The 14,227-nt window shown below is 52.4% G+C and carries 14 protein-coding genes; 11 read left to right on the forward strand and 3 right to left on the reverse strand.

Translation table 11 applies throughout. The features are described from left to right. Window positions 1-23: 23 nt before the first annotated feature. From IPM31_12155 to IPM31_12195, 9 genes are all read left to right on the forward strand, one after another. Window positions 24-407: a DUF2203 domain-containing protein gene (locus IPM31_12155; protein ID MBK9007735.1), complete on the forward strand. Its 384-nt coding sequence runs from the start codon at window positions 24-26 to the stop codon at window positions 405-407. Between the two features lie 59 nt (window positions 408-466). Then, window positions 467-1,363 carry an EamA family transporter RarD gene (gene rarD, locus IPM31_12160; protein MBK9007736.1) on the forward strand — a complete coding sequence of 299 codons (897 nt, stop codon included), beginning with the start codon at window positions 467-469 and terminating at the stop codon, window positions 1,361-1,363. A 98-nt stretch (window positions 1,364-1,461) separates the two neighbouring features. Next, window positions 1,462-3,519 carry a PAS domain S-box protein gene (locus tag IPM31_12165; GenBank protein ID MBK9007737.1) on the forward strand — a complete coding sequence of 686 codons (2,058 nt, stop codon included), beginning with the start codon at window positions 1,462-1,464 and terminating at the stop codon, window positions 3,517-3,519. Between the two features lie 3 nt (window positions 3,520-3,522). Further along, window positions 3,523-5,223 carry a PAS domain S-box protein gene (locus IPM31_12170; protein ID MBK9007738.1) on the forward strand — a complete coding sequence of 567 codons (1,701 nt, stop codon included), beginning with the start codon at window positions 3,523-3,525 and terminating at the stop codon, window positions 5,221-5,223. A gap of 284 nt (window positions 5,224-5,507) precedes the next feature. Next, complete coding sequence (locus IPM31_12175; GenBank protein MBK9007739.1) at window positions 5,508-6,749, forward strand: sugar phosphate isomerase/epimerase; 1,242 nt, start codon at window positions 5,508-5,510, stop codon at window positions 6,747-6,749. 69 nt (window positions 6,750-6,818) lie between these two features. Next, window positions 6,819-7,298, forward strand: a complete 480-nt coding sequence (locus IPM31_12180) for an S-ribosylhomocysteine lyase (protein ID MBK9007740.1) — start codon at window positions 6,819-6,821, stop codon at window positions 7,296-7,298. A gap of 13 nt (window positions 7,299-7,311) precedes the next feature. Then, complete coding sequence (locus IPM31_12185) at window positions 7,312-8,439, forward strand: sedoheptulose 7-phosphate cyclase (GenBank protein ID MBK9007741.1); 1,128 nt, start codon at window positions 7,312-7,314, stop codon at window positions 8,437-8,439. Beyond that, entirely contained in the window at window positions 8,426-9,142 is a 717-nt protein-coding gene (ubiG, locus tag IPM31_12190) for a bifunctional 2-polyprenyl-6-hydroxyphenol methylase/3-demethylubiquinol 3-O-methyltransferase UbiG (protein ID MBK9007742.1), read from the forward strand. The genes IPM31_12185 and ubiG overlap by 14 nt, the downstream gene beginning before the upstream one ends. Before the next feature lie 25 nt (window positions 9,143-9,167). Beyond that, window positions 9,168-10,064 carry a UbiA family prenyltransferase gene (locus tag IPM31_12195; protein MBK9007743.1) on the forward strand — a complete coding sequence of 299 codons (897 nt, stop codon included), beginning with the start codon at window positions 9,168-9,170 and terminating at the stop codon, window positions 10,062-10,064. Between the two features lie 63 nt (window positions 10,065-10,127). Here the strand turns inward: IPM31_12195 and IPM31_12200 are convergent, their stop codons facing one another. Then, entirely contained in the window at window positions 10,128-10,769 is a 642-nt protein-coding gene (locus IPM31_12200) for a class I SAM-dependent methyltransferase (protein MBK9007744.1), read from the reverse strand. A gap of 246 nt (window positions 10,770-11,015) precedes the next feature. Here IPM31_12200 and IPM31_12205 point away from each other — a divergent pair, with 246 nt between their 5' ends. Next, window positions 11,016-12,071: a prenyltransferase gene (locus tag IPM31_12205; protein ID MBK9007745.1), complete on the forward strand. Its 1,056-nt coding sequence runs from the start codon at window positions 11,016-11,018 to the stop codon at window positions 12,069-12,071. Between the two features lie 3 nt (window positions 12,072-12,074). On the opposite strand, the gene IPM31_12210 is transcribed toward IPM31_12205, so the two are convergent. After that, window positions 12,075-12,920, reverse strand: a complete 846-nt coding sequence (locus IPM31_12210) for a hypothetical protein (protein ID MBK9007746.1) — start codon at window positions 12,918-12,920, stop codon at window positions 12,075-12,077. Next, window positions 12,902-13,153 carry a hypothetical protein gene (locus IPM31_12215; protein MBK9007747.1) on the reverse strand — a complete coding sequence of 84 codons (252 nt, stop codon included), beginning with the start codon at window positions 13,151-13,153 and terminating at the stop codon, window positions 12,902-12,904. The genes IPM31_12210 and IPM31_12215 overlap by 19 nt, the downstream gene beginning before the upstream one ends. Before the next feature lie 54 nt (window positions 13,154-13,207). On the opposite strand from IPM31_12215, the gene IPM31_12220 reads away from it, so the two are divergent. Next, window positions 13,208-14,095 (forward strand): hypothetical protein, encoded by an 888-nt coding sequence (locus tag IPM31_12220; GenBank protein MBK9007748.1) that lies wholly within the window; start codon window positions 13,208-13,210, stop codon window positions 14,093-14,095. Window positions 14,096-14,227 lie beyond the last annotated feature (132 nt).

Below are 14,227 nucleotides of genomic sequence, written 5' to 3' on the forward strand. Positions count from 1 at the left end.
TTTGTTTGGTGTATACTCACTCCATGCCACAATACTTTACTGTACAGGAAGCTAATGAAACCTTGAAGATCATCCGCCCGCTGATGGATGAAGTGATGCAAATCCGCCAGCGGATTCTTGCCAACCAGCCTGAAATTTGGTCAGCCGTCGAGAAGTCTGCGGGGAACGGTGGCAACCCCACGTTGAGCAAGATGGTCCTTGAATTTGAAAAATTCGACGCGTTGCTTCATCAGATACTGGATACGGGCGCGCAGATCAAAGATATCAACATCGGCTTGCTCGATTTCTCCGCGCTGAAAGACGGACGCGAAGTGTATTTATGTTGGCAACATGGAGAGGGCGACATTGCCTTCTGGCACGAGATCGAAGACGGGTATGCAGGGCGGCAACCGATTCACTCGTTTTAGTAAGGTCGCGCGTTATAGCCGCATCCGATTCAAACAAATCCATATTGCTCAGGAGAAAAATGAATAAAGGAATTTTGAATGGCATTGTCGCGTATGCGTTGTGGGGGTTCTTCCCGATCTATTGGAAATTGCTCCATGATGTGCCTGCCATTGAATTGCTTGGGCATCGCATTGCGTGGTCATTTTTGTTATTGATCGTTACCATCATGGTCATGCGCCAATGGGATGACTTTCGTTCCGCCTTGAACGCGCGGACATTCCGAATTTATCTCATCGCCGCGATCCTGATCGGCGTCAACTGGTTGACGTATGTGTGGGCGGTCAACGCGGGGTTTATCGTCGAAACCAGTTTGGGCTATTTTATCAATCCCTTGCTGAGTGTGTTGATGGGTGTAATCTTCCTGCGCGAGCGATTACGCTCTGCGCAATGGATTCCCGTCGCGCTTGCCGCGGTAGGGGTGGCGTACCTCGCGTTCGCGTATGGTCGCCTTCCATGGATCGCGCTACTGCTGGCGTTCACTTTTGGATTTTACGGACTGACGAAAAAGCTCGCGCCGCTTGGCTCGGTGTTCGGTCTCACACTCGAAACGGGGATACTTTTTCTGCCCGCGGTTGCTTATCTCGGATGGGCGGAAGTCAATGGAAGCGCGGCATTTTTACACACGGGAACAACTCCCGACCTGCTGATGATCGGCGCGGGCGTGGTGACGACCATCCCGCTGTTGCTGTTTGCCTCCGCCGCGAAGCAGATCCCCCTTTCGATGATCGGCATCTTGCAATATCTCGCGCCGACGATTCAATTCCTGATCGGTGTGTTTGTCTATGACGAACCCTTCGACCAATCACGGCTGATCGGTTTCAGCATTGTGTGGCTTGCCTTAATCGTCTTCTGGGTGGAGAACTATTGGGCTAGCCGCGTTCCGTTGTCTGCGCTTTCCACGGTGAGCGAAAAATAGCCGCGCCGCAGGCTACATAGAGCAGGGGATGTTTGGAAGCCTCCTCGGGTTTAACGATAAAATCGCCGTGTTATACTGCGTGAGGAGGCTTCAGGCACGTGAACACCAGTCGCTTTCGAAAAATCTTTCAACCCCTCTTTGGAACCGATCGGCGGAATTTGACCGCGCGGTTGTTACATTCGATGATCTGGGCGGTGATGATCATCGGCGCGCTGATTCTTCTTTTCGATCTACTCGAGGGGAAAGCATCCTTCGACGCAAGAACGAGCATCATCTTCGGTTTGCTGGTCGAACAATTTCTTCTGCTCCTCCTTTTGAGATTGGGATATGTGAATACCGCCACCAACATCGCCTTGCTCTCGTTGTGGGGCGCGATGACCTACGGGGCATGGTATTCGGATGGCGTGCATGACTTGGCGATTTACGTATACATGCTCGTTATTCTCATTGCCGCCCTGTTGGCAGACTGGCGAATTCCCATTTTCATTGCCGCGATAAGCATCGTCGCGATTTGGGGCATGGCGATTGCCGAGTTGCGCGGAGATTTGGTCCCGCAGATCGATTCGGCGCTGGGTCGCGCGCGTGATCTGACCGCGATCTTTGCCTTCCTGGTTTTTCTCATCTTTTTATTGATCAAAATTCTGCGCGATGATCATGAAAAAACTCAAGAGGATTTTGCGGGCAGGTTGCGCGCGGAAAAAGCGTTGCGCGAAGGCGAGGAACGATTCCGCAGCATTTTTCAATCCAGCCCGATTGCGATCGTTCTGACCAGCCTCAACGAGGGACGGTTGCTCGACGCTAATGCGGCGTATTGGAGGTTAACCGGTTTTATTCCAAGCCAGGCGCTGGGGCGCACCTCTATTGAATTGGGGATTTGGGAGGATGAATCACTGCGGAGAAAATTCGTTACAAAACTGCGCGAGGAGAAAACAATCCACAACCCCGTCTACGAATTTTTTTCCGCCGCAGGCGAGACGAAGATCACAGACGCGTATTATGAGTTGATCGATTTCGATGACAAGCCCGCGATTCTCTCCTTGTTTCTGGATGTCACAAAACAAAAACAGGCTCAAGACGCCCTCTTTCAAAGCGAACGCCGCATGCGCGCCATATTCGACGCAATTCCCGATATGCTCTTCGAGTTACAGCGCGATGGAACGATTTTGCGATTTGTCCCATCCGCGTTGTTCGACCCATTGATGCCGCCTGAGGAATTCCTCGGTAAAAAAGTGTCGGAGGTGCTTCCGCCGCTCGCGGAACAGACGGCATTCGCCATAACTCGCGCGCTGGAATCGGGCCAGGTAAACGCGTTTGAATATCAGATGCCGCAAAGCGGGGAGCGCAAAACGTTCGAAGCCCGGATCATATCCATCGACTCCGATACCGTCATGGCGATGATCCGGGATGTGTCTCTCGTCAAATGGATAGCCACCGAACGTGAAAAACTGATCAACGAACTGGAGGCAAAAAATGCGGAACTCGAACGGTTTGTGTATACCGTCTCGCATGATTTAAAGTCTCCGTTGGTGACCATCGTAGGTTTTTTGGGCTATCTCGAAGAAGATCTCAAGCGCGGCGATATGGAAGTACTGCGGAAGGATGTCCAGCGCATTTACCTCGCCGCGTATAAAATGCAAGACTTGTTGAAAGACCTGCTGGAACTCTCGCGCGTTGGGAGGGCGCTGAATCCTCCACAGATGGTTTCATTCGGAGAACTTGTCGAAGAAGCGCTCGAATTGACCGAAGGAAGCCTGCAGGCGCGCGGCGCGCGAACTTTGATTCAGCCGGACCTGCCGGTTGTATATGGCGACCACCAGCGTTTATTGGAACTTTTGCAGAACCTGATTGACAATGCCGCCAAATATATGGGCGATCAGGTCGACCCGACGATTGAAATTGGGCAGGCTGGGCGCGAAGGCGGCAAGCCGATCCTGTTTGTCCGTGACAATGGAATCGGCATCGCGCCGGAATACCATGAAAAAATCTTTGGTTTGTTCAATAAACTAGACCCGGGCGCCGATGGGACCGGTGTGGGGCTGGCGCTCGCCAAACGAATTGTCGAATTCCACGACGGCAGATTGTGGGTCGAAAGCGAGGCGGGGAAAGGCGCCACGTTCTACTTTACGCTTCCCTCCCAGTCCGAGTCTGCGCGCTAACCCATGTCTCACTCTCCCTTTCGGCGACTGCAAGAAGCATTCATCGAACCTCCTCAGATCGCGGAGGATATTGCGCTCCGTCATAAGTCGCGCCTGCTGAATATCTTTCTATTGATCATGATCGTGATCTTTATGGGCGTGGATGGTTATTACCTCGCCTCTATCCCGGGTTACCAGCCTCCCTGGTATGGGTATGTTTTTCTGGTTGGGTCTTACGTTGTGAATCGCGCTGGTTTCTACCGCGCTTCGGCGTTGTCGATCCTCATTATGTTCCCGGTGGTCATCTTCATCAATATCGTTTCCGGCACGTCCTCATCTCCTGTGACAACCATCTATTATCTGATCCCAGGGCTGATCCTGGCTGGGATATTACTCTCGCTCAAACTAACTATTCTCTTTGCGGTCGTTGAGGCGGCAATCCTGCTTTCCATTCCCTTTGCCGCGCCGCAATCTTTTGCCGATTTTGAATCCATCATTGGGCCTCTCTCCGCTTTTCTCATCAGCGCTGTGCTGGTATTAGTTTCGATCAGCCACCGCAACAGGGTGGAAGCGGAGCGGCAAGAAGAACTGCGTAGAAGCGAAGAACGCTATCGTTTGATCTCGTCGGTCACCTCCGATTATGTGTTCTCCAACATACAGGACGAAAAGGGCGACATCGCGCTTAACTGGGTGGCGGGAGCGTTCGAGCGGATATCGGGCTATACGGTGCAAGAATTCAATGAGCGCGGCGGGTGGGTGGCTACGATCTACCCCGACGATATCGAGAAGGACGCGCGCGATATGGACAAAATTCGCAGGGGCGAAACGGTGATCTCAGAATTGCGGACCGTTCATAAAGACGGCTCGATCCGCTGGGTGAGAAATTATGCTCATCCTGTTTTGGATTCGCAACAAAATACATTGATCGGCATTTATGGCGCGGTTCAGGATGTCACCGAACAAAAGCAGGTTCAACAAGAACGCGAGGACTTGATCAGGGAATTGGAAGCCAAAAATGCCGAACTGGAGCAATTCGCCTACACGGTTTCGCATGACCTGAAAGCGCCGCTTATCACGATCAAAGGTTTCCTCGGTTTTCTCCCCGAAGACGCGCGCTCGGGAAATGTGGAGCGGCTTGAAGGCGATCTCCGGCGCATTGGCGATGCAACGGAGAAAATGCGCAAACTATTGGACGACCTTCTTGAGCTTTCAAGGATTGGGAGGCTGACGAATCCGCCCACTGTCATAGCGCTCAAAGCATTAATTGACGAAACTCTCGGCTTGCTCCAGGGTCGCCTGGCGGAAAGAAAAATCCGTATCACCATTGAGGATGATCTGCCTTTCCTCTATGGAGACCGGAGCCGCCTCTTGGAAGTTCTACAAAACGTATTCGACAACGCGTTGAAATTCATGGGCGATCAATCGAATCCGCAGATTGAAATAGGCGGGCAAAAGGAACCGCAGAATGGGTTTGTAACGATCTTTGTGCGCGATAACGGCATAGGCATTGCGCCGCAATATCATGAGCAGATCTTTGGCTTGTTCAACCGGTTGAATCCAAAGATCGACGGGACAGGCGTGGGCTTGGCGCTTGCCAAGAGGATCGTTGAATTTCATGGCGGCAGAATTTGGGTGGAGAGCCGGGTGGGCGAGGGCGCCACGTTTTACTTCACGCTTCCGCTGGCGGACCAAGCCAGCCCGGCGAGCGAATCGCCCTCATCCTGATGGAAAAGCGGATAATGCCGGGTCGGATTGTATCTATTTTCACAAACGGGAGTATAATCCTTGCGTTTGCAAAGACCGGCTCGCTTCTTCGCGTTGTTAGAAACCCTGGAGTACGAGAAAATCGCTTGTCATAGACGGTCTTCACGAAAGTTCAGGCAACGTGTCGCCTGCCTTGACGCAGTACAACTACGTCAAGAACTTCGTGCAGACGCAGCGCAATTGCGTCAAGAACTTCAGCATCAAGAACTTCACGGTTGGAAACGAGTTGTATTTCGGAGCGCATGATGATCAAACTCAGTTACAGCACCTTTGGGTTAACCAACCTCGATTTTTTGCGCGCCATCGAAGTGGTGGACAAAGCGGGCTACCCCGGCGTGGAACTCTCGTTTCACCGCGACCAATTCAACCCGTTCAACCTGACCGACGACGATCTCGACGCGATCAAGCGGAAGCTCGACTCGCTGGAAGTGACCGCGGCTTGCATGTCCACCGCCTCGCATTTCTTCACGCCGCAGCGTCCGCACGAACCTTCGTTGATGACTCCCGATCTGGCGGGACGCAAACGCCGCATTGAGCTTGTCCGCAGGGGAGTGCATGTTGCCCGCAGGCTGGGCATACCGCTCGTCTCGTTTGGAAGCGGCTTCATCCGCGATGAGCATGTGAGCAACCCGTCTGTCAATCCGCGCGAGTTGCTGGTGGATAGTATCCATCAATGCCTTTCGTCGTTGCGCGACGACGACAACATCACATTGTTGATCGAGCCTGAGCCCGGCATGTACATCGAGACGCTCGAGCAGGGCATGGATCTCGTGGATGAGATCGGTTCATCGCGTTTCCAATTGCACCTCGATCTGAATCATAACTATTGCTCCGAGACGAACTATCTTGAGGCGCTGGGCAAAGCCGCGCCGCGCGCGAAGTTTTTGCACGTGTCCGATTCGCAGGAGGGTTATAACCTAAAGCTGGTGAAGGCGAGTGACGACCTCAAGATGGATTTGAACTTTGCCAAATACCTGATCTACTTCCCCGAGACAGCGGATTATCTTTTAGTTGACCCCGATCACCCGATTTATTTTTACGATGAGCCCCCCGGCGCAAAGCAAAAGAAACTGATCGAAGCGATTCTGGGATCGGTGAACATCTCCGTGCCGCCCGCTTTTGTGGATTACAACAGCCTGTATGCGGGGCAGTCTCCGTTTGAGAGCGAAATTTTCGTCTACCTCATTTCGGTTCCGGGCTTGACTTACGATGTGCTGGAACGCGCTCGCCCGATCATCATCTATTTGCGAAGCACGAAAGACACAAACGGAAAACTTCTGATGGATAAGATGGTCGCCAACACGTTGACGGGCATTGTCCACTTCCACGAGATCCCCGGCGAGGGGACGATGGATTTTGCCGCCACGTTCAAGACCCTCAAAGACAACGGCTTCTCCGGCTATGCCTCGGTGGAGTTGTATCACCATGTGGCGTCGTGGGAAAAAGCGCTCGCGGATAGTTACAAACATTTGTCAAAGTTTGTATAGTACGGCAAACTTCAGTTTGCCTTTGTTTGTATAGTATGGCAAACTCCAGTTTGCCTTTGGAGTATTTTTATGATCAACCTCGAACAACTCGGTTGGGAGACAGCCACCGTCGGCGAACTCGACCATCGCAGATTGAAAGCCCCGCACGTCAAACTGCGCTCTGCGAAACCGGGCGCGGCTGGCGACGTGGTCTATTCGGTGGATTTGCGGATCAACCTGCCGAATTCTGTTTTCCTCTCATCCACCGAAATGCACTCCTTTGAGCATTTCTTATTGTGGGGATTCCAAAAGTATATGCCGCAGAATTTCATCTCCATCGGTTTGATGGGATGCCAGACCGGCTTCTATCTGGTTTTGCTCAATGAAGGACGCTCCGAAGCCGTGATGGATGTGTACGAAAAAATATTAAATGATATCTTGGTTGCCGCCGAAGTCCCTTACGCCAACATCGAACAATGCGGCAATTATAAGAATCACAGCCTCGAGATGGCGCAGGCTCTCGCGCAAAGGGTGTTAGACGCGAAAGCAGACTGGCGTCAGATCGTGTAGAGTTGGGACGAGAATGACCACGCGCAAAGTCACCTATCAACACACAATCGAATACGAGGTGATCAACACCTCGGGCTTGTTCCACCCGCAAAATTGGGCGTTGCTTTCGGTCGGCAAGATCGAAGACGCGCGCCGCTTTGTGGTGGTGGACGCCAACGTGGAAAAATATCACGGCGCCGCCATCCGCGCGTATTTTGATTTTCATCATGTGGATGCGCGTATTGTTATCTTTCCCGGCGGCGAGGAAAACAAGACGCTGGATCACTACCTCGCCCTTGCGCATGAACTCGACCTTTTTCCGATTCATCGCCGCGACGAGCCGATCATTGCCATCGGCGGCGGCGTGCTCACCGACCTGGTGGGCTTCGTGGCGGCGAGTCATCGCCGCGGCGTGCCGTACATCAAAGTACCGACCACGTTGATGGGGTATGTGGACGCCTCCATCGGCATCAAGACCGGCTTTAACTTCAACGGCAACAAGAATCGCCTCGGCGCTTTTCATGCCCCTCAAACTGTTCTGCTCGACAAAACGCTTCTCAAAACCCTTCCGCGCCGTCACCTCCTCAACGGCGTGTGCGAGATCATCAAACTTGCCGTCGTCTGCGATGCCGAATTGTTCGACCTGCTTGAATTGCATGGAGCGCAAAGTGTGGCGTCGCATTTTCAAAATGGAGAAAGCGACGTCCTACTCGACCGCGCCATCACCGGCATGATCAAGGAGTTGGAGCCGAATCTTTTCGAGGCAGAACTTGCCCGCAAGGTGGATTTCGGTCACACCTTCAGCTACGGATTGGAGACGCGGCACGAGGCGAATTTGCTTCACGGCGAGGCAGTGTTGCTTGACATCCTCCTCTCCACGCTGATTGCGCGCGGACGCAACTTGTTGACGGATTCTGACGCAGAACGCATCTTCCGCTTGACGCGCGAGTTGGGCTTCGCTTTCAACGCCTCTATCCTCGACCCCAGCCTGCTTTACTCCTCGTTGATCGAACGCACGTATCATCGTAACGGACTACAGCGCGTTCCCATGCCGCATGGTATTGGCGGCTGTACTTTCCTCAACGATATTAGCGCGACTGAAATTGAATCTGCTGTAAAAATTTTGGAAGATTGGATGACCAAAGAATATGAAATCCTTTGACAATGTTCATCAACGGGAGATCGATCGGTTCGATCACTTCTCCAGTATTTGGTGGGACTTGAAAGGCGAGATGGGCACTTTGCACATCATCAACCCGCTGAGGACGAAGTTCATCATGGAGCAACTCCCCGCGAACCCGAAGATCCTCGACGTGGGATGCGGCGGGGGGATCCTCTCTGAGGCGTTGGCAAAGGCCGGCGCGCGGGTAACAGGCTTAGACTTGTCCGAAGCGTCCGTCGAGGTGGCGAAACGTCACGCGCAGAGTCAGAATCTCCAAATTGATTATCGCTACGAAAGCGTCCAGGATGTGGCGGATCGAGAGGCGGGGACGTTCGACGGCGTCGCTTGTATGGAAATGCTTGAGCATGTGCCGGAGCCGGGCAAAGTGGTGGCGGCATGCGCGAAGGCGCTCAAACCCGGCGGGCAGGCGTTCTTCTCCACGATCAACCGCACGCCCAAAGCGTTTCTGTTTGCCATCGTCATGGGCGAATATGTTCTGCGTCTGTTGGCGCGCGGCACGCATACCTACTCGATGTTGATCCGCCCGAGCGAACTCAAGCAGTGGAACCGCGAGTCGGGGCTTGATTTTGCGCGCCTCGCCAGCCTGATGTACAATCCCATCACGCGCGGCTGGAAGGTTGCGCCGAATAAAGAAGACGTGAACTACATGGCGCATTTTATTAAAAGCAAAAGCGCAAAGTAAACTTTGCGGTACATTGGAGACATACATGAAGCGATTCTTCGCGCTTTCGAGAACTACTCACGGAGTTTTAGACCTCGCCATGCCGGGCTTTGTTGCCTTGTTGTGGTTGGGCGCATTCCCGCCGTTCTGGACCATCGTCCTATCCCTCTTCACCGCCTTCGCGGCTTATACCGCGATCTATGCGCTCAACGACCTCGTTGGGATTGCCGTAGATAAAGAAAAATTCGCAGGCGGCATCAACGCCGGTTATTCGGTCGAGGCTTCCGATTTGCGCTATCCTCTCGCGCGAAACGCCCTCAGCATTCGCCATGGCGCGCTTTGGTTCGCGGGTTGGTTTGTCGTTGCGATGATCGGGGCGTATGTCCTCAATCCCTTTATCGTTGTCATTCTCGCCTCCGCCGCAATCCTCGAAGTGATCTATGTGCTGCTGCTCAAAGTCACGTATCTGCGCACCTTCGTCAGCGGACTCGTCAAATCCAGCGGACCCATCGCCGCCATCTTTGTGGTTGACCCGAACCCCGATCTCTCGAAAGTAGCGCTTGTCTTGATTTGGATTTTCGTATGGGAGATTGGCGGGCAGAACATCCCCGCCGATTGGAACGATACGGCGGAAGACAAACGAGTCAACGCCAAAACGATTCCGCTTCACTTTGGGACGCGGACCGCCGGCGTCATCGTCCTGTTTGCCCTCGCTCTTACCGTGACGTTCAGCCTGATCCTGCCGCGCGTCTCGCCGCTAACCCTCGGCTTGCCCTACCTGCTCGCCTCCGCCTTCGCCGGTCTCATCCTGCTCCTCAAACCCGGCTTCGACCTCTTCCGCCAACAAAGCGAAGGGCGCATGGCGGCAATGCTCTTCGACCGCGCCAGTTTTTATCCCATGGCGCAATTGGCGATCATTGTGGCGTTTGTGATCTTCTTGTAGGCGTCGCGCTCAGAACAATTTCATTTTGAGACGATGGACGATGGTCTATTGTCCATCGTCAAATCACTTCACGCCCTTCAAAAACGCCAGATCTCCAAAGAACGTCAAAAAGTGACCGACGATCTCCGTCTTCAACCCGGGCGCCCCGAAGATTTCAGGAAGTTTTCCGTCAATGTTATCGTTGGCTTCTTCGAACTTGTGCAAAAACGGACCGATCAACTTTCCATACCACGTGCGCGGCTTGCCAAAGTCAATGATGTGTAACTGTCCGCCAGGTTTCAACACACGGAAGACCTCGCTGGCGGTCGTTATTTTGTCTGGCGTTTTCAAGTGATGGATCATAATGCTGGACATCACGCGGTCAAACGACGCATCGGGGTAGGGGAGTTTGTTGGTGAAGCCGACGTCAAACTTCACATGTGCTTTGCGTTCCCCCGATTTGTAGCGCGCCACCTTCAGCATGTCGGAGTCGGCGTCGAGACCCGTCACCTCCGCGCTGGGTTGCGCCTCCTTTGCCATGATCGCCAGCGTCCCTGTGCCGCAACCCAAATCTAAAACCGCTTGACCGGGCTGAATGTTCGCCTGTTGGATCAACAACGATTTATAGCGCGTATCGCGCACGATATATTTTTGAATGAAATCGAAAAACGGCGTGAGAAAGCGATAACTCAGCGCGGGGATGTATTCTTCGTTCGTGTTAGACATTAACTCCTCCAGGTTTTTTCTTGACGGGGTCGAATTGTAACCGATGGCGCATGTTGCGAGTATAATTTTTGAAACCGAAAACGAAAATAGGTTCTTGACGTAGTTCGATTTTCACAGCGAATCGTGTCGCCTGAGCTTTCGTGAAGCACCGACACCAGGAACATCAGCCGAAGTGAGCGCAGTGATTTAGGCTCTTATCTCAAAAGTCTCTGTGAACTCTGCGGCTGTGGAAAAAAGGAGTAACCAATGAACATCAACTTCGCCATGTGGCGCAAAGCCTCTTGGCAACTCATCAAAATGGACAGCAAAAAAGAATGGGACGCGCTCGACGTGGTCTCGAAATGGCTGATCGCCACGCGCTCGGCAGTGACGTTGGTCACCGTCTATTCCTGCGTGATCGCGGGCATCCTCGCCGCGCGCGACGGCTACTTCTCGTGGATTCCCTTCCTCATCGTGACCTTCGGCTTGTTCATCGCGCACGGCACAAACAACCTGCTCAACGATTACACCGATTTCTCACGCGGCGTGGACAAGGATAACTACTTCCGCACGCAATACGGCGTCCATCCGCTTGTGCAGGGATTCTTCACCAAGGCGCAACAGATCCGTTGGTTTTTGGCGAGCGGCTTTCTCGCAACGCTCGCAGGTGTGTACGTCTTTCTGAGCACAGGCTTCAACACAACCGTGATCGGATTATTCGTCTTCGGCGCGATTGCTCTGCTCGCGTACACCTATCCGTTCAAATATTGGGGACTTGGCGAATTTACGATCTTCCTCATTTGGGGTCCCATCATCATCGGCGGCGTGTATTATGTGCTGGCATTGTTCAGCGGACACGAGATCGTCATGTCCAATGTGTGGAGCGCGGTATTGGCGGGCGTGCCGTATGGTCTCGGCGTTGCGAGCATCAACATCGCCAAGCACATTGACAAACACGACGACGACAAAGCCAAAGGCGTCGGCACGTTCCCTGTCCGCGTGGGTGAGGCGTTCGCGCGACGCGCCGATCAAGTCGCCATCGTCCTCATCTATGTTGTCATCGCGTATCTCGTCTTCGTCTCGCGCTATTTCACCCCCGCCATGCTCATCGTCTTTCTCGCGTCCAAAGATGCGTTGAACGCAATCAAGGTTTTGAATCATCCCAAACCCGCGCAAGCCCCTGAACAAGCCCGCGCGTTCTGGCCCGTTTGGTTTTCGGGCTTCGCCTTCCAACACAATCGTCAATTCGGCGGCTACATTTTGCTCGGCTTGATCATTGATGCACTGCTCCGAACATATCTTCCAGCCTTTTGGGTCTTCTAATCTCTAGTCTCCAATCTCCAGTTCTCTAATTTCCAACCACGCGGGTTCGGGGTTTGCCAAAACACCGAACCCGATTTTCCCATCGGGGGTAAACGATGCGTATTGATTATCTATCCAGATGACCAACCCCAGAGGCGGATTCGGACTCACAGCCGACTCAAACACTTGGACGTTATCCACTTCGAGCGACACTCGCTTCTCTCCCCAAGTGAGGCTGTATCTGTGCCATTCGGTATTATCCACGCTGACGGCGACTCCGTCCTCGCCGATGATGCTTCCCAACATTCGACGCGTCATCTTTCGTGAAAACGGAAACGCTATCCCCGCGAGAATCAACAACGGATGAAATGTTGGCGAACGAAATGTTTGCGCCATGAATCCATTTGCCACTCCGCGCTGAGCGGAGGGCTGAGCGTTGGTTGCGAAGCCCGTAGTCGAAGCGTCCTTCGACTGCGTTCGTCGCAACTTACGCTCCTCGCTCCGCTCAGGACGGAAGTCTTTGAAAGATAAATAATTCTCTTTCGACGCGCCGAAGAACCAAACCGCATTCGGTAACGCGGGCATTCGAAACGGATTCCCTCCGAAGCCGAGCGACAACCCAAACGGATCGTTCCATAAGCCGAAGCCCCACGTCCCAGGGATGGAGTCGCTTGAGGTGCGGGCGAGCAGGCTGAGGCGGAGAGGGAAGCGATGCGGGAATCGTCGGCGTGAGAGTCGCGCGTAATCATCCAATTGCGCGTTGCGATATTCGTTTGCATTCCCAGCAGGGATGGAGAGTCGCCAGCCGCGTTCGATCTCGTCCACGCGCGCGTTGGGCGTGATGTGTGGGGTTAACGTCGGTTGAGCCATTTGCGCCCCAGTGTGAACAGACCGATGGCGACCCACACCGCGTTGAGACCTGTGGTGGCGTATGCGCCGAGCGTGAATGTGTAAATGACGAGGAACGCGCCCGCCACGATGTTCATGCCTTGATAGAGCAGTGAATCGCCATCCGCTTTTTTGAGCGAGACCAACGCATAGGCGAGGAGGAAGAGGACGGAACCCGTCCAGCCGAGGATTTGGATGAACAAATGCGGTGACATATATTTTGAATTATAATCTCGAGAATGAGTTCCGAGCTATGATGGGAGTAGAATATGTTTAGGAAGCCTTTGGAATGGTTACAAAGAAATTGGTGGGGAATTACTATTGCTTACCTTATTGTTTTTGTAACGATTTACCTTGCTATTTGGCAACTTGCAGAACCTCTCGGAGTACCCGATGAAATTGAGAAATTCCCGCAATTTGTATCTTCGCGAGTTTTCATTCATCTTCTAATAACTTTTGTAATTGCTGCATACGTAACGCTTTTTCTCGATATAGGACTCAGGCGCATATATTGGCAAGAAATGAACCCTCATTTGTTTGGATTATCCAACACTCAGCGCGTTTTCAGAATCTTGCAACGCTTATATTTTCTACAGGAAGATATAACTATTGGCAAATGGAGGCTGGTTTATACTGTTGATGAAAATGGAAACGATTTTCTTCGCGAAGAACTAGTCGTTATTCCAGTTCGATGTAAGGGTTATTTTTACTATAAAGGCTACAGCATCCCCGACAACGCTCCGAGAGGCTTCACTATGAACGTTTCGGCTAGAAATCCGATTGACGAGACTCCCTTGGATGTCATTGAATTATCTCGAAATGAAGGCAAAATTCGTTACGCTATTTTTCTTGATCACCCTAGTGAAGAAAACCAACTTTCACCCCTAACTATTGAGTGCAAGCGTCTTGGCGAATGGAAGGAACTTATCGAAACTGGAAATGCCCACGGGTCTTTGGGTGTAACTCACGTGACAAGTGAACTCAGTATTGAATTCATTGCCCCAAGAGGTAAAAAGTGGAAAGCATTCCATCGAACCCCTTCGATAGGAGCCTATCGGATAGATTTTTCGGATAACAATTTATCTCGTGTAGTTTGGCAGATATCCGACCTGTCTCCCAGAAAGCTCACATATTCATTATTTCTTGAATCAGACTAATTAAAATTTAGATAGGATATTGTATATGAAAGATGTACTGAAAAAAAGATTATTATTTGTACCAGACGATGATGATGGTGGCGGTCCTCCTCCTCCTCCTTGAGACGGGATGATAAGTAAAACTCCTTAACA

The sequence above is a fragment of the Candidatus Defluviilinea gracilis genome (genome assembly GCA_016716235.1).
Taxonomy (GTDB): domain Bacteria; phylum Chloroflexota; class Anaerolineae; order Anaerolineales; family Villigracilaceae; genus Defluviilinea; species Defluviilinea gracilis.